The organism is Enterobacter sp. Taxon_2 (assembly GCF_058355295.1).
This window is the reverse complement of record NZ_CM178024.1, coordinates 4,312,699-4,332,598: the sequence shown is the minus strand read 5'-3', so window position 1 is coordinate 4,332,598 and position 19,900 is coordinate 4,312,699. Positions and strand designations below refer to the sequence as shown.

At 54.8% G+C, this 19,900-nt stretch carries 21 protein-coding genes; 12 read left to right on the top strand and 9 right to left on the bottom strand.

Annotated features, from left to right (window positions below; translation table 11 throughout):
• The first annotated feature begins 49 nt into the window (after nt 1-49).
• A complete protein-coding gene (gene tldD / locus AC4IC4_RS20585) occupies nt 50-1,495 on the top strand; it encodes a metalloprotease TldD (protein WP_024906327.1) in 1,446 nt (481 codons plus the stop codon).
• 46 nt (nt 1,496-1,541) lie between these two features.
• On the opposite strand, the gene AC4IC4_RS20580 is transcribed toward tldD, so the two are convergent.
• Entirely contained in the window at nt 1,542-2,156 is a 615-nt protein-coding gene (locus tag AC4IC4_RS20580) for a YagU family protein (protein ID WP_024906328.1), read from the bottom strand.
• 219 nt (nt 2,157-2,375) lie between these two features.
• On the bottom strand, nt 2,376-3,302 hold the full coding sequence (gene aaeR, locus AC4IC4_RS20575) for an HTH-type transcriptional activator AaeR (RefSeq protein ID WP_023309395.1): 927 nt from the start codon (nt 3,300-3,302) through the stop codon (nt 2,376-2,378).
• Nucleotides 3,303-3,481: 179 nt separating this feature from the next.
• On the opposite strand from aaeR, the gene aaeX reads away from it, so the two are divergent.
• From aaeX to AC4IC4_RS20550, 5 genes are all read left to right on the top strand, one after another.
• Complete coding sequence (aaeX, locus tag AC4IC4_RS20570) at nt 3,482-3,685, top strand: p-hydroxybenzoic acid efflux pump operon protein AaeX (protein ID WP_003860416.1); 204 nt, start codon at nt 3,482-3,484, stop codon at nt 3,683-3,685.
• A 7-nt stretch (nt 3,686-3,692) separates the two neighbouring features.
• Nucleotides 3,693-4,625 carry a p-hydroxybenzoic acid efflux pump subunit AaeA gene (gene aaeA, locus AC4IC4_RS20565; protein WP_032650427.1) on the top strand — a complete coding sequence of 311 codons (933 nt, stop codon included), beginning with the start codon at nt 3,693-3,695 and terminating at the stop codon, nt 4,623-4,625.
• 5 nt (nt 4,626-4,630) lie between these two features.
• On the top strand, nt 4,631-6,598 hold the full coding sequence (gene aaeB / locus AC4IC4_RS20560; protein ID WP_491471809.1) for a p-hydroxybenzoic acid efflux pump subunit AaeB: 1,968 nt from the start codon (nt 4,631-4,633) through the stop codon (nt 6,596-6,598).
• A gap of 90 nt (nt 6,599-6,688) precedes the next feature.
• Nucleotides 6,689-8,143: an NAD-dependent succinate-semialdehyde dehydrogenase gene (locus tag AC4IC4_RS20555; RefSeq protein WP_061716408.1), complete on the top strand. Its 1,455-nt coding sequence runs from the start codon at nt 6,689-6,691 to the stop codon at nt 8,141-8,143.
• A gap of 45 nt (nt 8,144-8,188) precedes the next feature.
• Nucleotides 8,189-8,461 (top strand): barstar family protein, encoded by a 273-nt coding sequence (locus AC4IC4_RS20550; protein ID WP_008502839.1) that lies wholly within the window; start codon nt 8,189-8,191, stop codon nt 8,459-8,461.
• A gap of 62 nt (nt 8,462-8,523) precedes the next feature.
• On the opposite strand, the gene yhcN (AC4IC4_RS20545) is transcribed toward AC4IC4_RS20550, so the two are convergent.
• The 3 genes from yhcN (AC4IC4_RS20545) to argR all read right to left on the bottom strand — a co-directional run bounded on the left by yhcN (AC4IC4_RS20545) (nt 8,524) and on the right by argR (nt 10,011).
• Nucleotides 8,524-8,790 (bottom strand): peroxide/acid stress response protein YhcN, encoded by a 267-nt coding sequence (gene yhcN / locus AC4IC4_RS20545; protein WP_061096934.1) that lies wholly within the window; start codon nt 8,788-8,790, stop codon nt 8,524-8,526.
• A 111-nt stretch (nt 8,791-8,901) separates the two neighbouring features.
• Nucleotides 8,902-9,165: a peroxide/acid stress response protein YhcN gene (gene yhcN, locus AC4IC4_RS20540; RefSeq protein ID WP_023309389.1), complete on the bottom strand. Its 264-nt coding sequence runs from the start codon at nt 9,163-9,165 to the stop codon at nt 8,902-8,904.
• Nucleotides 9,166-9,540: 375 nt separating this feature from the next.
• On the bottom strand, nt 9,541-10,011 hold the full coding sequence (argR, locus tag AC4IC4_RS20535) for a transcriptional regulator ArgR (RefSeq protein WP_023309388.1): 471 nt from the start codon (nt 10,009-10,011) through the stop codon (nt 9,541-9,543).
• A 397-nt stretch (nt 10,012-10,408) separates the two neighbouring features.
• Between argR and mdh the strand changes: the two genes are divergently transcribed.
• On the top strand, nt 10,409-11,347 hold the full coding sequence (mdh, locus tag AC4IC4_RS20530) for a malate dehydrogenase (protein ID WP_023309387.1): 939 nt from the start codon (nt 10,409-10,411) through the stop codon (nt 11,345-11,347).
• A 57-nt stretch (nt 11,348-11,404) separates the two neighbouring features.
• Here the strand turns inward: mdh and degS are convergent, their stop codons facing one another.
• The 3 genes from degS to zapG form a co-directional block, all read right to left on the bottom strand.
• Entirely contained in the window at nt 11,405-12,472 is a 1,068-nt protein-coding gene (gene degS, locus AC4IC4_RS20525; protein WP_032650421.1) for an outer membrane-stress sensor serine endopeptidase DegS, read from the bottom strand.
• A 91-nt stretch (nt 12,473-12,563) separates the two neighbouring features.
• Nucleotides 12,564-13,931: a serine endoprotease DegQ gene (gene degQ, locus AC4IC4_RS20520; protein WP_248165481.1), complete on the bottom strand. Its 1,368-nt coding sequence runs from the start codon at nt 13,929-13,931 to the stop codon at nt 12,564-12,566.
• 171 nt (nt 13,932-14,102) lie between these two features.
• Nucleotides 14,103-14,501 (bottom strand): Z-ring associated protein ZapG, encoded by a 399-nt coding sequence (gene zapG / locus AC4IC4_RS20515; protein ID WP_008502832.1) that lies wholly within the window; start codon nt 14,499-14,501, stop codon nt 14,103-14,105.
• A 189-nt stretch (nt 14,502-14,690) separates the two neighbouring features.
• Between zapG and zapE the strand changes: the two genes are divergently transcribed.
• From zapE to sspB, 5 genes are all read left to right on the top strand, one after another.
• Complete coding sequence (gene zapE, locus AC4IC4_RS20510) at nt 14,691-15,815, top strand: cell division protein ZapE (RefSeq protein ID WP_491471808.1); 1,125 nt, start codon at nt 14,691-14,693, stop codon at nt 15,813-15,815.
• A gap of 349 nt (nt 15,816-16,164) precedes the next feature.
• Nucleotides 16,165-16,593, top strand: coding sequence for a 50S ribosomal protein L13 (gene rplM / locus AC4IC4_RS20505; RefSeq protein ID WP_006178824.1), 429 nt, complete (start codon nt 16,165-16,167; stop codon nt 16,591-16,593).
• Between the two features lie 15 nt (nt 16,594-16,608).
• Nucleotides 16,609-17,001 carry a 30S ribosomal protein S9 gene (rpsI, locus tag AC4IC4_RS20500; protein WP_003860436.1) on the top strand — a complete coding sequence of 131 codons (393 nt, stop codon included), beginning with the start codon at nt 16,609-16,611 and terminating at the stop codon, nt 16,999-17,001.
• Between the two features lie 308 nt (nt 17,002-17,309).
• Entirely contained in the window at nt 17,310-17,948 is a 639-nt protein-coding gene (gene sspA / locus AC4IC4_RS20495; RefSeq protein ID WP_023333624.1) for a stringent starvation protein SspA, read from the top strand.
• Nucleotides 17,949-17,953: 5 nt separating this feature from the next.
• Nucleotides 17,954-18,451 carry a ClpXP protease specificity-enhancing factor gene (gene sspB, locus AC4IC4_RS20490; RefSeq protein WP_024906337.1) on the top strand — a complete coding sequence of 166 codons (498 nt, stop codon included), beginning with the start codon at nt 17,954-17,956 and terminating at the stop codon, nt 18,449-18,451.
• A gap of 29 nt (nt 18,452-18,480) precedes the next feature.
• Here sspB and gltD read toward each other — a convergent pair whose 3' ends face one another.
• Entirely contained in the window at nt 18,481-19,899 is a 1,419-nt protein-coding gene (gene gltD, locus AC4IC4_RS20485; RefSeq protein WP_023309377.1) for a glutamate synthase subunit GltD, read from the bottom strand.
• Nucleotide 19,900 lies beyond the last annotated feature (1 nt).

Below are 19,900 nucleotides of genomic sequence, written 5' to 3'. Positions count from 1 at the left end.
AATACGATCTTTATACCGCCACGGGCGGCAACGAACGAGTAGCAATACGATGAGTCTGAACCTGGTAAGTGAACATTTGCTCGCAGCGAACGGCCTGAGCCATCAGGACCTGTTCTCCATTCTTGGTCAACTGACCGAACGCCGTCTCGACTACGGCGACCTTTATTTCCAGTCGAGCTATCACGAATCCTGGGTTTTAGAAGACAGCATCATCAAAGATGGCTCCTACAACATCGACCAGGGCGTTGGCGTCCGTGCCGTCAGCGGCGAGAAAACCGGTTTTGCCTATGCAGATCAGATCAGCCTCACCGCACTTGAGCAGAGCGCGCAGGCCGCGCGTACCATTGTGCGTGATACCGGGGATGGTCGCGTGAAAACCCTGGGAGAAGTGCAGCACTCTGCGCTCTATACCAGTATCGATCCGCTGCAGAGCATGAGCCGTGAAGAGAAGCTGGATATCCTGCGTCGCGTGGACAAAGTCGCCCGCGCGGCGGACAAACGCGTGCAGGAAGTTTCAGCCAGCCTGAGCGGTGTGTATGAACTGATTCTGGTTGCGGCAACGGACGGCACCCTGGCGGCAGATGTTCGCCCGTTGGTGCGTCTCTCCATCAGCGTGCAGGTTGATGAGGACGGCAAACGCGAGCGCGGCTCAAGCGGCGGCGGCGGTCGTTTCGGCTATGACTGGTTCCTGGGCGACGTTGACGGTGAAGCGCGCGCTGACGCGTGGGCAAAAGAAGCCGTGCGTATGGCGCTGGTGAATCTGAATGCCGTCGCGGCGCCGGCGGGCTCATTCCCGGTGGTGCTGGGTGCTGGCTGGCCGGGCGTATTGTTGCATGAGGCGGTAGGCCACGGCCTGGAAGGCGACTTTAACCGTCGCGGGACGTCCGTGTTCAGCGGACAGATCGGGCAACTTGTCTCCTCGGAGCTGTGCACCGTGGTGGATGACGGCACCATGCGCGATCGCCGTGGCTCGGTGGCTATCGACGATGAAGGTACGCCAGGCCAGTACAATGTGCTGATCGAAAACGGCGTGCTGAAAGGCTACATGCAGGACAAACTCAACGCGCGCCTGATGGGTGTTGCGCCGACGGGCAACGGACGCCGTGAATCTTACGCGCATCTGCCGATGCCGCGCATGACCAACACTTACATGCTGCCGGGCAAATCCACGCCGCAGGAGATTATCGAATCCGTTGATTACGGTATCTTTGCGCCAAACTTTGGCGGCGGCCAGGTGGACATTACCTCCGGTAAGTTTGTCTTCTCTACTTCAGAAGCGTACCTGATCGAGAAGGGCAAAGTGACCAAAGCGGTGAAAGGTGCAACGCTGATTGGCTCCGGTATTGAAGCCATGCAGCAGATCTCGATGGTTGGTAACGATCTGAAGCTGGATAACGGCGTGGGCGTCTGCGGTAAAGAGGGCCAGAGCCTGCCGGTTGGCGTGGGCCAGCCAACGCTGAAAGTGGACAACCTGACGGTGGGCGGTACAGCCTGACCTGACTCCTTCATAAAAAAGGCGCTACATCAGTAGCGCCTTTCTTTTAGCGTAAGTGACCCAGCGGTATCTCCGGATCCGGCTCGTGCGTGATGCGGTTACGCAAATCACGACGAATGATTTCTATCGACCAGAACCAGACCAGATGGCCCACGATCTCTGACACGTGTTCATACCACGGCAGCTCAAATAGCGGTGGCGTCAGCCCCATCAGCGGGAAGGAGATCATATGCACAAAGAGCTGAGCTAACGCACCCGCCAGCAAACCCTGCCAGAGTTTAATTTTCGGGAAGACTTCAGCAACGACACAATACCCGACAGCGAAGACGATTGAGAAAATAATATGCGTCACGCCGACCCAGTTAAATATATGCCCGGCAAATGTATAAACCGCTGCGTTAGGATCAACAACACCCAGCCAGTCACGTAAAAATACATAGGGAGGGTTTAAAAAATTACGTGAACAGTCAATCTGGCTTGCGGCTCTTATTAATTGCTCAGGCCCGCATGCGCCGGTAAATAAATCGGTGGGGCTGCGTGGCGGAAGCGGCACTTCGGCTCCCCATTTGACAAACGCGGAGACAATCCCTGCAATTAAACCGACGAATGCGGCGAGCCCATAGCGCCTGCGTGAAGGCGGGGTTTGTTCAAATAGATTCATTTCTTTTCCTTGTTTAATGTCATCCTGCGGAATACATTTTATTATTCATATCAGCAACAAATTAATAACAGTCTGAACAGCAGACTGTTTATAAAGTAAAGGGCGGGCGGCGGCAGTGTCAATTAGCTATTCCTGATAGTGGCGAAGGAATATTCCAGAATGCAGAGGGGTTTTATCCTGGAAATATTCATCGCTCATATACTTTCAGGGATAAATCGATTATTCCTTCCTTCTTCCCCGCATCCCCTGAAACAGCTCCGCCACGTCCACAAAATACTCGGTCAGATAGTTAATACACACCTGTACCTTGAGCGGGAGTTTGTCTTTTTCGGTATACAGGGCGTACACCGGACGCGGATCGGACTGGTAGCGTGGGAAGAGGATCTCCAGCACGCCGCTGTTGATCTCGTTGATCACCCACATCAGCGGCACGTAGGCGATCCCGGCGCCAGCCACCAGCCAGCGCGAAATGGTCATCGGATCGTTAGTGACAAACCGTCCCTCCGGCAGCAGTCGGGTGGAGATCCCTTCCGGGGCAATCAGCTCAAATTCATTGTCGGGCCGCACGCTGTACTCCAGCCACGAGTGGTTGGTGAGATCGGCGGGTTTCTCCGGCACACCATACTGCGCCAGATAGCTTTTCGATGCACAGACCACCATCGGCATGCTGCCCAGCCGACGCGAGAACAGGCTGGAATCCTGCAACGCGCCGACGCGGATCACCACGTCCAGCCCGTCGGCAATCAGATCCGGCGCCGGGATACCCGTCACCAGATTGACGGTAAGCCCGGGGTACTCTTTCAGCATATCCGCGGTCATGGCAGCGAGAACATTTTGTGCCATAGTTGAAGAACACCCGATGCGCAGCGTGCCGATGGGGGTGTTGTTGAAGGCATAAAGCTGTTCGTGAACATCCTGCACTTCAAGCAGCATGCGGCGACAGCCCTGATAGTAAATTTTACCCGCTTCCGTCAGCCCAATGCTGCGGGTGCTGCGGTTGAGCAGCTTGACCTGAAGCTCATCTTCCAGTTTGGACACCGTCTGGCTGATGGATGAGACGCTCATCTGAAGCTGGCGTGCAGCGGCGGTAAAGGAGCCCAGTTCAACCACTTTGGCGAAGACCGACATGCGTTTTAAACGTTCCATTGTTCACTCTGGCTTAAAAGTGATTTAGATCACATATTATAGATAACAGCATAACAGTTACGTTAATATATTATTAATTACATAACGGCTGCGCCATTCTCGCCCGGCGTTTCTTGCTCTCCCGCGGTGGCGTGCGCTTAAAAATTCTGAAGCCTGCACTCTCTCTAATCAAGGTCAACATGAGTTTGTTTCCCGTTATCGTGGTGTTCGGTCTGTCGTTCCCACCGATATTTTTCGAGCTTCTTTTATCACTGGCGATCTTCTGGCTGGTGCGCAAGGTGCTGGTCCCTACCGGGATCTACGATTTCGTCTGGCACCCTGCATTGTTCAATACCGCGCTGTATTGCTGCCTGTTCTACCTGATATCGCGCATGTTTGTCTGAGGTTGATGTGAAAACGCTAACAAGAAAAATCTCCCGCACTGCCATCACTACGGCGCTGGTTATCCTCGCCTTCATCGCTATTTTCCGCGCCTGGGTCTATTACACCGAATCACCGTGGACGCGTGATGCACGCTTCAGCGCCGATGTGGTGGCCATCGCCCCTGACGTGGCCGGTCTTATCACGGCGGTCAACGTCCACGACAACCAGCTGGTGAAGAAAGATCAGGTCCTGTTCACCATCGACCAGCCTCGTTACCAGAAAGCGCTGGAAGAGGCGGAAGCGGACGTGGCCTACTACCAGGCGCTGGCTGCGGAGAAACGCCGCGAGGCTGGCCGCCGTAATCAGCTGGGCGTTCAGGCAATGTCCCGTGAAGAGATTGACCAGTCCAACAACGTGCTGCAGACCGTGCTCCACCAGCTGGCGAAAGCGCAAGCAACGCGCGATCTGGCGAAGCTCGATCTGGAGCGCACCGTGATCCGTGCGCCGTCGGATGGCTGGGTGACCAACCTGAACGTCTACGCCGGGGAATTCATTACCCGCGGCTCAACCGCCGTGGCGCTGGTGAAACAGAACTCCTTCTACGTGCTCGCCTATATGGAAGAGACCAAGCTGGAAGGCGTACGTCCAGGGTATCGCGCGGAGATCACGCCGCTGGGCAGCAATCGCGTCTTTAAAGGCACCGTCGACAGCGTTGCCGCAGGGGTGACTAACTCCAGCAGCTCTAACGATGCCAAAGGGATGGCGACGGTAGATTCCAACCTCGAGTGGGTGCGTCTGGCCCAGCGCGTGCCGGTGCGTATCCACCTGGATGAACAGCAGGGAAATCTGTGGCCTGCGGGTACCACGGCGACGGTGGTGATTACCGGTGAAAAAGACCGGGATGCCAGCCAGGACTCCTTCTTCCGTAAAATTGCCCACCGCCTGCGCGAGTTTGGTTAATCGCCATGGGTATCTTTTCCATCGCCAGCCAGCACATTCGCTTCGCCGTGAAGCTGGCGTGCGCCATCGTGCTGGCGCTGTTTGTCGGCTTCCACTTCCAGCTTGAAACCCCTCGCTGGGCGGTGCTGACGGCTGCGATTGTCGCGGCGGGTCCGGCCTTCGCCGCGGGCGGGGAGCCCTATTCTGGCGCGATCCGCTATCGCGGGATGCTGCGTATCATCGGGACGTTTATCGGCTGCTTCGCGGCGCTGACCATTATTATTCTGATGATCCGCACCCCGCTGCTGATGCTGATGGTCTGCTGTATCTGGGCGGGTTTCTGCACCTGGATCTCGTCTCTGGTGAAAGTGGAGAACTCCTACGCCTGGGGGCTGGCGGGCTATACCGCGCTGATTATTGTCATCACCATTCAGTCTGAACCGCTGCTTGCCCCACAGTTTGCGGTTGAGCGCTGCAGCGAGATTGTGATTGGCATTGTCAGTGCAATCGTCGCTGACCTGCTGTTCTCCCCGCGCTCCATCAAGCAGGAAGTAGACCTTGAGCTTGACGCGCTGATGGTTGCCCAGTACCAGCTGATGCAGCTCTGCATTAAGCATGGCGACAGCGAAGAGGTGGATAAAGCCTGGAGCGGGCTGGTACGTCGTACGCAGGCGCTGGAAGGGATGCGCAGCAACCTTAATATGGAGTCCTCGCGCTGGGCTCGCGCGAATCGTCGCCTGAAAGCCCTCAACACCGTCTCTCTGACGCTGATTACCCAGGCATGTGAAACCTATTTGATTCAGAACACCCGACCGGAAGCGGTCACCGATACGTTCCGCGAACTGTTTGCCGAGCCGGTGGAAACCGTGCAGGACGTGCACAAGCAGCTTAAGCGCATGCGTCGGGTGATTGCCTGGACTGGGGAGCGCGACACGCCTGTAACTATTTACACCTGGGTCGGCGCCGCGACGCGCTACCTGCTGATGAAGCGCGGCGTGATCGGGAACACCAAAATCAGCGCGGCGGAAGAAGAGGTGCTGCAGGGCGAAGTGGTGATCAAGGCGGAATCCGCCGAGCGTCATCACGCCATGGTCAACTTCTGGCGTACCACGCTGGCCTGTATGCTCGGCACGCTGTTCTGGCTGTGGACGGGCTGGACGTCCGGCAGCGGCGCGATGGTGATGATTGCCGTCGTGACCGCACTGGCGATGCGTCTGCCTAACCCGCGAATGGTCGCCATTGATTTCCTATACGGCACCATTGCCGCCCTGCCGATAGGCGCGCTCTATTTTCTGGTCATCATCCCGTCGACGCAGCAGAGCATGCTGCTGCTCTGTATTAGTCTGGCGGTAATGGCGTTCTTTATCGGCATTGAAGTACAAAAGCGGCGCCTGGGATCGCTGGGGGCGCTGGCGAGCACGATTAACATCATCGTGCTCGATAACCCGATGACCTTCCATTTCAGCCAGTTCCTCGACAGCGCATTAGGTCAGCTGGTGGGCTGTTTCCTGGCCATGATGGTGATACTGCTGGTACGGGATAACTCGCAGGCAAGAACGGGCCGCGTGCTGCTGAACCAGTTCGTGTCGGCTGCCGTGTCGTCGATGACAACCAATACCGCGCGCCGTAAAGAGAACCACCTGCCCGCGCTCTACCAGCAGCTGTTTTTACTGCTGAACAAGTTCCCGGGCGATATCGCGAAGTTCCGCCTGGCGTTAACCATGATCATTGCGCACCAGCGTCTGCGTAACGCGCCGGTGCCGATCAACGACGATCTGTCGGCCTGGCACCGCCAGCTGCGTCGTACCGCCGATCACGTGCTTTCCGCCAGCAGTGATGACAAACGACGTCGTTACTTTACGCAGCTGCTTGAAGAGCTCGATATCTACCAAGAGAAGCTAAAGCACTGGGAAGCGCCGCCTCAGGTGACCGAGCCGGTAGGACGGCTGGTGTTTATGCTGCATCGCTACCAGAACGCTCTCACGGATAGCTGACCGAAGTAAAAAAACCGACGCCAAAAGCGTCGGTTTTTTTGTGGCTATACTTATTCCAGCACGTTCTTACATTTCAGGAAGGGAGGACACATGACGACCCAGGCGCTTCAGGATCACATCCTTTTTCAGACCGGTTATCTGGTCAACGGAATCTGGAAAACGCTGGACACGACCTTCGATGTACTTAACCCCGCGACCGGGGAAGTCATCGCGAAAGTCGCGAAGGCGGGTAAAGCACAAACCGAAGACGCTATCGCAGCGGCCACCAAAGCCTTCCCGGCCTGGCGTGCCAAAACTGCAAAAGAGCGTTCGGCGATTCTCTACCGCTGGTACGAACTGATTATTGAGAATAAAAGCTGGCTCGGGCGGTTAATGACCACCGAACAGGGCAAACCCCTGAAAGAAGCGGAGGGAGAAGTCGAATACGCCGCCAGCTTTATCCAGTGGTTTGCCGAAGAGGCCAAACGCGCCAACGGTGAAATTATTCCGCCGATCAAGCCCGGCTCACGCATTCTGGCGACCCGTGAACCCATTGGTGTGGTCGCGGCGATTACGCCGTGGAACTTCCCGATGGCCATGCTCACCCGCAAGTTAGGCCCGGCGCTGGCAGCAGGATGTACCGGGGTGATCAAACCGGCCAATAACACACCGCTCAGTGCCTTTGCGCTGCTTACCCTGGCAAAACAGGCCGGCGTACCCGACGGCGTGCTCAACGCCGTGGCCGGGAATACGCATGAAATCAGCGATGCGATTATGGCAAGCCGGGACGTGCGTAAAATCTCCTTTACGGGTTCAACCTCCGTCGGCAAAACGCTGGTGCGTAACGCCGCAGAAACCATGAAGAAAGTCTCGATGGAGCTGGGGGGAAATGCTCCTTATATCGTTTTTGAGGATGCGGATATCGACGCAGCGGTTAAGGGGGCGATCGCCAACAAGTTCCGCAATGCCGGGCAGGTCTGCGTCAGCGTGAACCGTTTTTATATTCAGGAAACCGTCTACGACAAATTTGTTAATAAACTTGCCGATGCGGTGAATGGGCTGAAGGTGGGGAATGGTCTTGACGAAGGGGTGGTCGTCGGGCCGCTGATTGAACCTTCTGCGGTCAACAAGGTGCGTGAGCATGTCGACGATGCCGTTGCCCGGGGCGCAACCGTATTGGCTGGGGGTAAGCCCCATCCGCTTGGTGGGAATTTCTGGATGCCAACCGTACTGGGCGACTGCCATGAAGGCATGAAGCTGGCAGAAGAAGAGACGTTTGGCCCGGTGGCGGCGTGCTTCCGTTTCACCTCGGAAGATGAAGTTATCCAGCGCGCCAACAACACGCCCTATGGGCTGGCGGCTTACTTCTATACCCAGAATCTCTCACGGGTCTTCCGCGTTTCACAGGCAATCGAGAGCGGGATGATTGGCATTAACGAGTGTGCCGTCTCCACGGAGCTCGGGCCCTTTGGTGGCGTAAAAGAGTCAGGTCTTGGACGAGAGGGCTCCGTGCTGGGGCTGGAAGAGTATCTGGAAGTTAAAACCCTGCATATTGGGGGATTATAATAGACAGGGCGGCATCTGCCGCTCGCCTGGACTGGGTGGCTGGCAATGAAAACCTATACGTTTGATTTTGACGAGATCGACAGTCAGGAAGACTTCTACCGTGAATTTATCCGGGTGTTTGATCTTGAACGGGAAAGCGTGACGAATCTGGATACGCTGTGGGACGTGGTGACCGGCAGTCTGCTGCCGCTACCGCTGGAAATTGAGTTCATCCATTTACCCGATAAGCTTCGCAGACGTTTTGGCGCGCTGATATTGCTTTTCGATGAAGCGGAAGAAGAGCTTGAAGGGCAGCTGCGCTTTAACGCGCGGCATTGAATCAAAAAAAGCCCCTGACCATGAGGCCAGGGGCAAGTCGTATGATGAGATACGACGAGGGTTTATTTATACAGTTCAGCCGTTGCATGCCAGTGGTCACCCTGATTCAGTTCGGTGACGCGATAGCTGCTGGCGCCTGCTTTTTCAGCTTTGGCGGCCAGTTCCTGACGAATATCCATTGGGGAACCGGTGACTGACGTCACGGACACGCTGCCCATTGGCTGCAGATTTTGTGCCTGGTCAGCATTCACCTGCTGTACGGCTGCGCTTGCGCCGAAAGAGAGAACAGATGCCAGACCGAGGGTTGCGATGATCAATTTGGTTTTCATAGTCTTTACTCCTGAATAGGGTTTTTTACTCAACGGCGAGAAGGGTTGAACCGCTATTTTTATGCCTGGTGCCGTTGAGGGGAGATTTACGTTTTCAGTTATTACTCAAACTTATTTGTACAGTTCAGCGGTGGCGTGCCAGTGGTCACCAGAACGCGCTTCGATGATGCGATAGGATGACGCACCCTGTTCTTCCGCTTTTTTGTTCAGCATCTCATGCATGTCCATTGGCGATGTGCCGACCGCGCCGACAGAAACCGTACCGATGGCCTGGCGGGATTGCGCCTGGTCAGCATTGATAGAGTCGGCAGCGAAAGCACCGAATGACAGGACAGACAGGACGCTCAGCGCCGCTACAGTTGATTTGATTTTCATGATTCTTACCTCGTCGAATTTTTTAGTGGGGTCTTGTTTCGTGACCCTCATCACAAAATCAAGTATACACTAATAACGGTAAAAATTAATACCAGACTAATGGTTTCTGTTGTTATTACGTGTTAACCAGACTATTTTTTATAACCAAATTGCATAATATTGGGTTTTTTTTGTTCGATTTTGGTGGTTATATCTAATTAAATCATATGGATAGTGGCTTTTGATTTTTTGTGCGATTTTTTGATTTAGCATTCACCAGATGAATGTTAATGGGTGGTAAAAAGCACTATTTGTCAAAGTGAAGGGCAGTAGAAAAGAGGGGGAAACGCAGCGTAAGCAGAACGATCCCCGTAGCGACGCTACGGGGAGAGGGGATTAGAGTTCCTGTTCGAACAGAACCAGAATCGCTTCGTGGAGATCTTTCACGGAGAAACCGCTGGCTGGTGTGGTAAAGATGGTGTCATCGCCGGCGATAGTCCCGAGGATCCCCTCCGTTTTACCCAGCGAGTCCAGCATGCGGGCAATCAGCTGTGCGGCACCAGGGCTTGTGTGGATCACCACTACGGCGTCGTTATGATCGATATCCAGAACCAGATTTTTGAGCGGGCTGGAGGTGGTCGGCACGCCAAGTTCTGCCGGCAGGCAATAGACCATCTCCATCTTGGCGTTACGGGTACGCACCGCGCCAAATTTCGTTAACATGCGGGAGACTTTCGACTGATTGATGTTATCGAAGCCTTGTTCCTGCAGCGCCTGAACAATTTCTCCCTGAGAACTGAATTTCTCTTCTTTGAGTAGCGCCTTAAACGCCTTTACTAATTCTTCTTGCTTAGACGAGCTTCGCATAAGTCACCCGGAATATGACGATAGAAACAACATTATTATGCATGTGGATGAATTTTTATGCAAATTATCTACCCAGCGCCAGGCTGAAATAATGTTATGAAAGGGAGTGATTTTATCAGATTTCGTTATCAGAAAACATGCCTGGGTCACGCCGCGCAAATAAGCTTAAAAGTAAATTAAATGTTATCAAAATGATGTTGTTTTGGTGGCGGGGCAGGGTGTATTGTAACCACCTCTTAATGCGTTGCCATTTGTCGTCAGATAGTCTTCTGATGAGAGATAAAGTCGCGTGACCTCAAATTCTTTAGCTACGAAAATTGTAATTATTTACTTGCTGAATTATGGTCGCCGCAACGGATTTACAGATACTTAAGTTAACCATAATAAGGAGTTTAGGATGAAAGTCGCAGTCCTCGGCGCTGCTGGTGGTATCGGCCAGGCGCTTGCCCTACTACTGAAAACCCAACTGCCTTCAGGCTCAGAACTCTCTCTGTACGATATTGCTCCGGTAACCCCAGGTGTGGCGGTTGACCTGAGCCACATCCCGACCGCTGTAAAAATCAAAGGCTTCTCCGGTGAAGATGCACGTCCTGCACTGCAGGGTGCTGACGTGGTGCTGATTTCTGCAGGCGTGGCGCGTAAGCCAGGCATGGATCGTTCAGACCTGTTCAACGTCAACGCGGGCATCGTGAAAAACCTGGTGCAGCAGATTGCAGAAATCTGCCCGAAAGCATGCATCGGTATCATCACTAACCCGGTGAACACCACCGTGGCTATCGCGGCAGAAGTGCTGAAGAAAGCGGGTGTTTACGACAAAAACAAACTGTTCGGCGTGACCACGCTGGATATCATCCGTTCCAACACCTTTGTTGCTGAGCTGAAAGGCAAACAGCCAACAGAAGTGGAAGTGCCGGTCATTGGCGGTCACTCTGGCGTCACCATCCTGCCTCTGCTGTCGCAGATCCCAGGCGTGAGCTTCACCGAGCAGGAAGTGGCTGACCTGACTAAACGCATCCAGAACGCGGGCACCGAAGTGGTGGAAGCGAAGGCGGGTGGCGGTTCTGCAACCCTGTCTATGGGTCAGGCAGCTGCGCGTTTTGGCCTGTCACTGGTTCGCGCTCTGCAGGGCGAGAAAGGCGTTGTTGAATGCGCTTACGTTGAAGGCGATGGCGAACACGCTCGCTTCTTCTCTCAACCGCTGCTGCTGGGTAAAAACGGTATCGAAGAGCGTAAATCCATTGGTACGCTGAGCGCGTTTGAACAACACGCGATGGAAGGTATGCTGGATACGCTGAAGAAAGATATCACCCTGGGTGAAGAGTTCGTTAACAAGTAAAACGAACCGTCTTCCGGCAAAAAAAACGGAGCTTATCGCTCCGTTTTTTTATGCTTGTCAGTTAGTGGCCGGATATTCCTGAATCGTCACATGCAGCGTCAGTTTCTTATCGTTGCGCATGACTTCCACAGGGATGATAGAGCCCGGACGAATTTCCGCTACCTGATCCATCGTCTCCAGCGCAGAGACCGCTGGCGTGCCGTTGACCGACACAATGACGTCATTTACCTGAATACCCGCATTAGCGGCCGGGCCACCAGGCGACACTTCATTCACCACAATCCCCTGAATCTGATCGATACCGCCGCCCTGGGTATGCATCGGTGCAATTTCGCGCCCGCCGATACCGATATAGCCGCGGATCACGCGTCCGTCGCGGATCAGCTTATCCATGATCTTGGTCGCCAGCTGGAATGGAATGGCAAAGCCGATCCCTTCCGGCGTCTCGCCGTCGTTACTCTTATCGAACGAGAGGGTGTTGATGCCCATCAGTTCGCCCAGCGAGTTGACCAGCGCCCCGCCGGAGTTACCGTGGTTGATGGAGGCATCGGTTTGCAGGAAGTTCTGCCGCCCGGAGGGGTTGAGGCCAATACGACCGGTCGCGCTAATAATCCCCTGGGTGATGGTCTGACCCAGGTTGTAAGGGTTACCAATCGCCAGGACGACGTCACCAATATGCGGGGTTCGTTTACGGTTGATCGGGATGACCGGCAAACCGCCCGTGGCGTTAATTTTCAGCACGGCCAGGTCGGTCAGGCTGTCAGATCCAACGAGTAACGCCTCAAATACGCGGCCATCCTGCAGGGCGACGATGATCTGGTCGGCATCGTTAATCACGTGCTTGTTGGTAATAATGTAGCCGCGCTCGTCCATTATTACGCCGGAGCCGAGGGTACGGATCTCCAGCTGGTTGTGGGCTGAGGTGTTCAGACCACGATTATAGACGTTAACCACGGCAGGTGCGGCACGGCGAACGGCCTGGTTATAGGTGGCTGGCGTTTCATCCGTGCTATCGAACTGGGGAGCCGACAGTTTATTGAGCTGACGTATAGACGGCAGCGCCAGCAGCAGCAGGCCAGCAACAATCAAACCGATGACAATAGAACGTAAGAGCTTTAAAAGCATGATGCGCGTGTCGTTAAAAAAGGAACGATTTGCAGCATAACATGAGTTATCCGGACATCACACGCAGCGGTGATGTCCGGGTCACAAATGCTTAGCGCAACAGTATATAGATGGACTCATTGCCACGCATGACCTGCAGGGCAATAACCGCCGGTTTACTTTCCAGCACCTTGCGCAGTTCGGCAATGGACTGCACGCGATTGCGGTTTACGCTAATGATCACGTCATCCTGATGCAATCCGGCCTGTGCGGCAGGGCTGCTCTTCTCGACGGTCTCGATGCGAATGCCTTTCGTACCGTCTTTCAACTGCCCATCGCTCAACGTAGCCCCTTGCAGGGCCGGGGCGATAAGCTCCGCACTGGCAGAGGAAGAGGTGCTCTTATCCAGCGTGACTTCAACGTCCAGCGGCTTACCGTCACGTATCAGGCCCAGCTTCACTTTGGCACCAGGTTCCGTTGTGGCAATCCGCGAACGCAGTTCTGCAAAGCTGCTCAGCGGCTTGTCGTTGAGGCTGACGATCACATCACCCGATTTCACGCCCGCTTTTGCCGAGCCGGAGTTAGGCAGCACTTCACTGACAAACGCCCCGCGCTGTACATTGATGTTGAACGCTTTTGCAATATCCGCGCTCATCTCCATGCCTTTAATACCCAGCAGCCCGCGTTTGACTTCGCCAAACTGAATGAGCTGTTGAGAGAGGGTTTTGGCCATATTGCTGGGGATAGCAAAACCGATCCCGATGCTGCCGCCGCCCGGGGCCAGAATCGCCGTGTTAATCCCTATCAGCTCGCCGTTAAGGTTGAGCAATGCCCCGCCGGAGTTCCCACGGTTGATGGAGGCATCGGTCTGGATAAAGTTTTCCAGCCCTTCCAGATTGAGGCCGCTGCGTCCCAGCGCGGAGACGATCCCGGAAGTCGCGGTCTGCCCTAAACCAAAGGGGTTGCCCACGGCGACGGCAAAATCGCCGACGCGCAGTTTGTCGGAGTCCGCGATGGCAATTTGGGTCAGGTTGCTCGGGTTTTGCACCTGTAACAGCGCGATGTCGCTCTGGTCATCTCCGCCGATCAGTTTGGCATCGAATTCGCGGCCATCGTTCAGCTGGACGCTGATTTTATCGGCCTGGCTGATGACATGATTGTTGGTCAGAATATAGCCTTTTGCCGCATCAATAATGACGCCAGAACCCAGGCCTTCAAAAGGCTGAGCCTGCTGGTCGGGAGATTCATCGCCAAAATATTTTTTCAGTTCTTCAGGGACGCGTTGGCTTTGTACTGCGGTACCCTCAACCTGAACGCTGACGACCGCAGGCAACACTTTTTCCAGCATGGGTGCGAGGCTTGGAATGGCCGCCTGGCCAGGCACCTGGGAGGGAATGGCGGCAAATACAGGAACGGACGCCGAGAGAGATAACCCGACACTTAACGCGATAGCGCTCAACAGCTGGTTTTTTTTCTTCATCGATGTTGACTCTCGTAACCTGGAATAAAGGAAAAACGGCCCCAAAAACACGTTGATGTTATTGAATTTTAAACCGCTGAACAATGAGGTGTTTAACTAAATGATAGCTGGGGTCATCAAGAAAGGACGGGCGCAATCGCTGCGCCCGTAAAATAAATTCAGGTTGTGCGATTAATCGCGTTTTACACCGCCGCGCAGCAGGCCGGACGCGCCGTCTGAATAGTCGCGAGGCATCTGAACGGGCGCCTGATCGTTACCGGCTTCAGAGTCAGCCAGACGGTTGCGGAACGGGTTGGTTTCCGCGGTCATTTCCGGCAGCAGGCTGCTGGAGCTTTTGGCCATATGTTGATACAGCTGACGATAGTCGGTCGCCATGTTGTCCAGCAGCTCGGCGCTACGGGCAAAATGGCTGACCAGCTCTTCACGATACTCTTCCAGCTCGGCTTTGTTCTTTTCCAGTTCGTACTGCAGTGACTGCTGCTGACGCAATTTGCGATTACCGAAACGCATGGCCACAGCACCGATAACGATGCCGACGACTAAACCGATTAGCGCATATTCCCAGGTCATGAACTTCTCCCGTTGTCTTGTTGTTCCGTAGGGTGTTGGCTCGGCTCCTGCCTGTGCCTGATAATGCCACTATAACCGCTATTTCTGTAGAAGTGGAATCCTGACGTATCATCGCGTAGTGTAGAACGGCCTTTTTTTCATCAGTCGCGTCTGCTGGTGAGCGTTAATTGAAGGAATAACAATAAGATTATGCAAAACCTGTCCCCTGCATCGCGATATCAACTGGCCCTAAACGAGGGCACTCATCAGCCTGATGACGTTCAACGTGAGGCGGTAAACCGTCTGGAGATGATTTACCAGGAGCTCACGACAAAACCCGCTGAAGTCGAACAGAATGGTGGGCTTAAAGCGGCGTTTGGGCGGTTGCTCGGTAAAAAAGCGCCACAGGCTCACGCGTCGGTGCGCGGTTTATATATGTGGGGCGGGGTCGGTCGCGGAAAAACCTGGCTGATGGACCTGTTCTATCTGAGCCTGCCTGGCGCACGTAAACAGCGTCTGCACTTCCATCGTTTTATGCTGCGGGTGCATGAAGAGCTGACCGCACTGCAGGGCAAGAGCGATCCGCTGGAGATTGTGGCCGACAGGTTCAAGGCGGAAACCGACGTGCTCTGCTTCGACGAGTTTTTTGTGTCCGACATCACCGATGCCATGCTGTTAGGCGGCCTGATGAAAGCGCTATTTGCCCGCGGGATCACGCTGGTGGCCACGTCAAATATCCCGCCGGATGAGCTCTATCGTAACGGCCTGCAGCGGGCACGCTTCCTGCCCGCCATCGATGCCCTCAAGCAGCACTGCGACATCATGAACGTCGATGCCGGTGTTGACTATCGTTTGCGCACGCTGACCCAGGCGCACCTGTGGCTTTCGCCGTTAAATGCAGAGACCACCCGCGAGATGGATAAGCTTTGGCTGGCGCTGGCGGGGGCAAAACGCGAGCACGCCCCGGCACTCGAGATTAACCATCGTCCGCTGCCCACCCTTGGCGTCGAAAACCAAACGCTGGCGGTCTCTTTTACGACGCTCTGCGTGGATGCCCGCAGCCAGCACGACTACATTGCGCTTTCGCGTCTGTTCCACACCGTGATGGTGCTGGATGTACCGGTGATGACGCGGCTGATGGAGAGTGAAGCACGGCGCTTCATTGCGCTGGTGGACGAGTTTTATGAGCGCCACGTCAAGCTGGTGGTCAGCGCCGAGGTACCTTTATATGAGATTTACCAGGGCGAGCGGCTGAAGTTTGAATTCCAGCGCTGCCTGTCGCGCCTGCAGGAGATGCAGAGCGAGGAATACCTGAAGCTGGAGCATATGCCGTAACAAACGTCACCCTCTCCCTGTGGGAGAGTGGCTGGGGGTGAGGGCACCAGACGTTAATAAATGCCACCCTCTCCCTGTGGGAGAGGGGCCGGGGGTGAGGGCACCAGACCGCACAATACTTACCCCCGAAAAACCCATTCCAAATCACATTTAAGGGTCGATCTTTGACCTCAACTTCTCTATAATCTTGCGACCCCACGTTACGAGAAGGTTTTTTTCCCGAAACTTTCTATGTGTCGGCATTAGCTATTCGAAGGGGTAGGTTTGCCGGACTTTGTCGTGTGAACCTCAACTGACTAAACGTTTGGGTGTTCACCAACGTGTAACTTATTATTTGGGTAAGCTTTTAATGAAAACTTTTACAGCTAAACCAGAAACCGTACAGCGCGACTGGTATGTTGTTGACGCGACCGGTAAAACTCTGGGCCGTCTGGCTACTGAACTGGCTCGTCGCCTGCGCGGTAAGCACAAAGCGGAATACACTCCGCACGTTGATACCGGTGATTACATCATCGTTCTGAACGCTGATAAAGTTGCTGTAACCGGCAACAAGCGTACTGACAAAGTGTACTATCACCACACCGGCCACATCGGTGGTATCAAAGAAGCGACCTTTGAAGAGATGATTGCTCGCCGTCCTGAGCGTGTGATTGAAATCGCGGTTAAAGGCATGCTGCCAAAAGGCCCGCTGGGTCGTGCTATGTTCCGTAAACTGAAAGTTTACGCAGGCAACGAGCACAACCACGCGGCACAGCAACCGCAAGTTCTTGACATCTAATCGGGATTATAGGCAATGGCTGAAAATCAATACTACGGCACTGGTCGCCGCAAAAGTTCCGCAGCTCGCGTTTTCATCAAACCGGGCAGTGGTAAAATCGTAATCAACCAGCGTTCTCTGGAACAATACTTCGGTCGCGAAACTGCCCGCATGGTAGTTCGCCAGCCGCTGGAACTGGTTGACATGGTAGAAAAACTGGATCTGTACATCACCGTTAAAGGTGGTGGTATCTCCGGTCAGGCAGGTGCGATCCGTCACGGTATCACCCGCGCTCTGATGGAGTACGACGAATCCCTGCGTTCTGAACTGCGTAAAGCTGGCTTCGTTACTCGTGACGCGCGTCAGGTTGAACGTAAGAAAGTGGGTCTGCGTAAAGCACGTCGTCGTCCACAGTTCTCCAAACGTTAATCCATTCTGCTTACGCAGAACGATTGGCGAAAAACCCGCTTCGGCGGGTTTTTTTATGGATAATGCGCAGGTTATCCACAATCTCCATGCATATATCTTCTCTTTTTCCACATTTCCAGAATCCCCTCACCACAAAGCCATCAAAATCTGGTAAACTATCATCCAATTTTCTGCCCAAATATCGGTGAATACTCGATTTTTGTTCGTTTCTTGAACAATGTGTTTTCTCTGGGATGGGCGATACAACATCTGGCTGGCCCCTGTTGGGCTGGTAGCAGTAAAAATTCTGAATATACCTGGAGGTTTTCATGGCTGTCGCTGCCAACAAACGTTCGGTAATGACGCTGTTTTCTGGTCCTACTGACATTTATAGCCATCAGGTTCGTATCGTGCTGGCCGAGAAGGGTGTCAGTTTTGAGATCGAGCATGTGGAAAAGGATAACCCGCCTCAGGATCTGATCGATCTCAACCCGAGCCAAAGCGTACCGACGCTGGTGGATCGCGAGCTGACCCTGTGGGAATCCCGTATCATTATGGAATATCTGGATGAGCGTTTCCCGCATCCGCCACTGATGCCTGTTTACCCTGTCGCGCGTGGTGAAAGCCGCCTGTACATGCAGCGTATCGAAAAAGACTGGTACTCGCTGATGAACGTTATCGTCAGCGGTTCCGCTTCTGAAGCCGACGCTGCGCGTAAGCAGCTGCGTGAAGAGCTGCTGGCTATCGCCCCGGTGTTTGGTCAGAAGCCGTTCTTCCTGAGCGATGAGTTCAGCCTGGTGGATTGCTACCTGGCACCGCTGCTGTGGCGTCTGCCAACCCTGGGCGTAGAGTTCAGTGGTCCTGGCGCGAAAGAGCTGAAAGGCTATATGACTCGCGTATTTGAACGCGACTCTTTCCTGGCATCTTTAACTGAACCGGAACGTGAAATGCGTCTCGGCCGAGGCTAATGACTGTGGAAATGTCACAACTTACCCCACGCCGTCCGTATCTGCTGCGCGCCTTCTATGAATGGCTGCTGGATAACCAGCTCACGCCGCACCTGGTTGTGGATGTGACGTTGCCGGGCGTGCTGGTTCCAATGGAATACGCGCGTGACGGACAGATCGTACTGAACATTGCGCCGCGTGCGGTGGGTAACCTGGAGCTGGCAAACGATGAAGTGCGCTTCAACGCGCGTTTCGGCGGCGTGCCGCGTCAGGTTTCCGTACCTCTGGCAGCCGTGCTGGCTATCTACGCGCGTGAAAACGGTGCGGGTACCATGTTCGAGCCGGAAGCGGCGTATGATGAAGATGTTGCCAGCCTGAATGATGACAACGCATCCGATGAGCGCGAAAGCGACACGGTGATGTCACTGATTGATGGCGATAAACCCGATCATCACGACGACAATGACCCTGATGACGATCCGCCTCCGCGCGGTGGTCGTCCGGCTCTTCGCGTCGTGAAATAAAAAAACAGGCCCAATCGGGCCTGTTGTTTTTACACTTCCAGGTAGTTCAGTATACCGTCAGCCGCCTTGCGGCCTTCGGCAATCGCCGTCACCACCAGGTCAGAACCGCGAACGATATCGCCACCGGCGAAGATTTTCGGGTTGCTGGTCTGGAACGCGTTATCGCTGCCTTCTGGCGCAATCACGCGGCCCTGCGAATCCAGCTCAACGCTGTGCTTCGCCAGCCACTCCATGCTGTGAGGACGGAAACCGAACGCCATCACCACGGCATCGGCCGGGATCACGTGTTCAGAACCGGCGACGATTTCCGCACGACGACGGCCTTTCGCATCCGGTGCCCCCATCTCCGTGCGCGCCATCTTCACGCCGCTCACTTTACCGTTGGCATTCACTTCAATACCCAGAGGCTGTATGTTGAACTGGAACTCCACGCCCTCTTCACGCGCGTTTTTCACTTCGCGCTTAGAGCCCGGCATGTTCTCTTCGTCACGACGGTAGGCGCAGATCACGTGTGCCGCATTCTGACGAATGGAGGTACGCACGCAGTCCATCGCGGTATCACCGCCGCCCAGCACCACCACGCGTTTGCCTTCCATGCTGACGAAAGGCTCATCGGCGGTTTCGCCGTAGCCCATGATCTGCTTGGTGTTGGCAATCAGGAACGGCAGCGCGTCGTACACGCCCGGCGCGTCTTCGTTCTCCAGACCGCCGCGCATGGACTGATAGGTGCCCACGCCCAGGAACACGGCGTCGTAATCCTTCAGCAGGTCGTCGAGCTGCACGTCGCGGCCCACTTCCACGTTCAGTTTGAACTCAATGCCCATGCCGGTGAAGATTTCACGGCGACGGGTCATGACCTCTTTTTCCAGCTTGAAGGCCGGGATACCGAAGGTCAGCAGGCCGCCGATCTCCGGATGACGGTCAAAGACCACCGCCTTCACGCCGTTGCGGGTCAGCACGTCCGCACAGGCCAGGCCCGCCGGGCCCGCGCCGATGATCGCCACGCGCTTGTCGGTTTGCTTCACGCCGGTCATGTCCGGACGCCAGCCCATCTCGAACGCTTTATCGTTGATATAGCGCTCAATGTTGCCGATGGTCACCGCGCCGAACTCGTCGTTCAGCGTACAGGAGCCTTCGCACAGACGGTCCTGAGGACACACGCGGCCGCACACTTCCGGCAGGGTGTTGGTCTGGTGAGACAGCTCGGCGGCTTCAAAAATACGTCCTTCGTTGGCGAGCTTCAGCCAGTTCGGGATGTAGTTATGTACTGGGCATTTCCATTCGCAGTAAGGGTTACCGCAGGACAGGCAGCGGTCTGCCTGCGCTTTGGCCTGGCCCTCTGAAAACGGCTCGTAGATTTCAACAAATTCAATTTTGCGGATCTTCAGCGGTTTCTTTGGCGGATCAACACGCTGCAGGTCGATAAACTGGTATACGTTCTGGCTCATC

Bases quoted from the DNA above. Each gene is read 5' to 3' on its own strand.
- tldD (WP_024906327.1), top strand. From the start codon at position 50: ATGAGTCTGAACCTGGTAAGTGAACATTTGCTCGCAGCGAACGGCCTG.
- AC4IC4_RS20580 (WP_024906328.1), bottom strand. From the start codon at position 2,156: ATGAATCTATTTGAACAAACCCCGCCTTCACGCAGGCGCTATGGGCTC.
- aaeR (WP_023309395.1), bottom strand. From the start codon at position 3,302: ATGGAACGTTTAAAACGCATGTCGGTCTTCGCCAAAGTGGTTGAACTG.
- aaeX (WP_003860416.1), top strand. From the start codon at position 3,482: ATGAGTTTGTTTCCCGTTATCGTGGTGTTCGGTCTGTCGTTCCCACCG.
- aaeB (WP_491471809.1), top strand. From the start codon at position 4,631: ATGGGTATCTTTTCCATCGCCAGCCAGCACATTCGCTTCGCCGTGAAG.
- AC4IC4_RS20555 (WP_061716408.1), top strand. From the start codon at position 6,689: ATGACGACCCAGGCGCTTCAGGATCACATCCTTTTTCAGACCGGTTAT.
- AC4IC4_RS20550 (WP_008502839.1), top strand. From the start codon at position 8,189: ATGAAAACCTATACGTTTGATTTTGACGAGATCGACAGTCAGGAAGAC.
- yhcN (WP_061096934.1), bottom strand. From the start codon at position 8,790: ATGAAAACCAAATTGATCATCGCAACCCTCGGTCTGGCATCTGTTCTC.
- yhcN (WP_023309389.1), bottom strand. From the start codon at position 9,165: ATGAAAATCAAATCAACTGTAGCGGCGCTGAGCGTCCTGTCTGTCCTG.
- argR (WP_023309388.1), bottom strand. From the start codon at position 10,011: ATGCGAAGCTCGTCTAAGCAAGAAGAATTAGTAAAGGCGTTTAAGGCG.
- mdh (WP_023309387.1), top strand. From the start codon at position 10,409: ATGAAAGTCGCAGTCCTCGGCGCTGCTGGTGGTATCGGCCAGGCGCTT.
- degS (WP_032650421.1), bottom strand. From the start codon at position 12,472: ATGCTTTTAAAGCTCTTACGTTCTATTGTCATCGGTTTGATTGTTGCT.
- degQ (WP_248165481.1), bottom strand. From the start codon at position 13,931: ATGAAGAAAAAAAACCAGCTGTTGAGCGCTATCGCGTTAAGTGTCGGG.
- zapG (WP_008502832.1), bottom strand. From the start codon at position 14,501: ATGACCTGGGAATATGCGCTAATCGGTTTAGTCGTCGGCATCGTTATC.
- zapE (WP_491471808.1), top strand. From the start codon at position 14,691: ATGCAAAACCTGTCCCCTGCATCGCGATATCAACTGGCCCTAAACGAG.
- rplM (WP_006178824.1), top strand. From the start codon at position 16,165: ATGAAAACTTTTACAGCTAAACCAGAAACCGTACAGCGCGACTGGTAT.
- rpsI (WP_003860436.1), top strand. From the start codon at position 16,609: ATGGCTGAAAATCAATACTACGGCACTGGTCGCCGCAAAAGTTCCGCA.
- sspA (WP_023333624.1), top strand. From the start codon at position 17,310: ATGGCTGTCGCTGCCAACAAACGTTCGGTAATGACGCTGTTTTCTGGT.
- gltD (WP_023309377.1), bottom strand. From the start codon at position 19,899: ATGAGCCAGAACGTATACCAGTTTATCGACCTGCAGCGTGTTGATCCG.